Genomic DNA, 1,423 nt, shown 5'->3' with positions numbered 1-1,423 from the left:
CCTGATCCTGCCGGGCGGCACCGCGAAGATCGGCACGCACGAATACAACGTGCAGATGAACGGCAGCACGCAGACCGTCGCCGCGCTGAACGATCTGCCGGTGAAGACGATCGGCGGCACCGTCGTGTACGTGCGCGACGTCGCGCACGTTCGCGACGGCTACGCGCCGCAGACCAACATCGTGCGGGTGGACGGCAAGCGCGCGGCGCTGCTGACGGTCGAGAAGACCGGCAGCGCATCGACGCTGACGATCATCGACCAGGTGAAGGCGATGCTGCCGAAGATCGCGGCCGGGCTGCCGAAGGCGCTGCACATCGCGCCGCTCGACGATCAGTCCGTGTTCGTGAAGGCGGCCGTTCAGGGCGTCGTGCGCGAAGCGCTGATCGCCGCGTGCCTGACCGCGCTGATGATCCTGCTGTTCCTCGGCAGCTGGCGCGCGACGCTGATCATCGCGATCACGATCCCGCTCGCGGTGCTCACGTCGCTGCTCGCGCTGTCCGCGCTCGGCCAGACCATCAACATCATGACGCTCGGCGGGCTCGCGCTCGCGGTCGGGATCCTCGTCGACGACGCGACCGTCGCGATCGAGAACATCACGCATCATCTCGAGCTCGGTGCGCCGCTCGAGGAGGCCATCCTGACCGGCTCGGGAGAGATCGCGGTGCCGACCTTCGTGTCGACGCTGTCGATCTGCATCGTGTTCGTGCCGATGTTCCTGCTCACGGGTGTCGCGCGCTATCTGTTCGTGCCGCTCGCCGAAGCCGTGATCTTCGCGATGATCGCGTCGTACTTCTTCTCGCGCACGCTGGTGCCGACGCTCGCGATGGCGCTGATGCGCGCCAAAGGCAGCGGCCGGCCGCCGCGCGGCGTATTCGCACCCCTCGTGCATGTGGCGCGCTTCCAGGCCGCGTTCGAGCATCGCTTCGAGGCCGTGCGGCTGCGCTATCGCGCGCTGCTGTCGGCGGCGATCGCGCGGCGCCGCCGCTTCGCGGCCGCGTTCCTGCTCGCCTGCGTCGCATCGACGGGCCTCTACGCGTTCGCGGGGCAAGACTTCTTCCCGTCGGTCGACACCGGCGAGATCCGCCTGCATCTGCGCGCGCCGACCGGCACGCGGATCGAGGAAACCGCGCGGCTCACCGACGAAGTCGAAGCGAAGATCCGCGGCGTGATTCCGGCGAACCAGCTCGCGGGCGTGCTCGACAACATCGGCGTGCCGGTGAGCGGGATCAACCTGACGTACGACTCGTCGGACCCGATCGGCACCGAGGACGCCGACGTGCTCGTCACGCTGAAACCGGATCATGCGTCGACGGCCGCGTACGTCGCGAAGCTGCGCAACGTGCTCGCACAGTCGTTCCCCGGCGTGACGTTCGCGTTCCTGCCGGCCGACATCGTCAGCCAGATCCTCAACTTCGGGCTGCCC

At 68.4% G+C, this 1,423-nt stretch carries 1 protein-coding gene; it reads left to right on the top strand.

The annotated features are described in order from the left end of the window. A partial coding sequence (locus JMF90_RS36965) for an efflux RND transporter permease subunit (RefSeq protein ID WP_201326330.1) occupies positions 1-1,423 on the top strand: 1,423 nt, incomplete at both ends.

This window comes from Burkholderia sp. E168m23, from assembly GCF_016586125.1.
Lineage (GTDB): Bacteria > Pseudomonadota > Gammaproteobacteria > Burkholderiales > Burkholderiaceae > Burkholderia > Burkholderia orbicola.
Note: the sequence above shows the minus strand (reverse complement) of the source record. Positions and strands in the feature narration are given on the sequence as shown.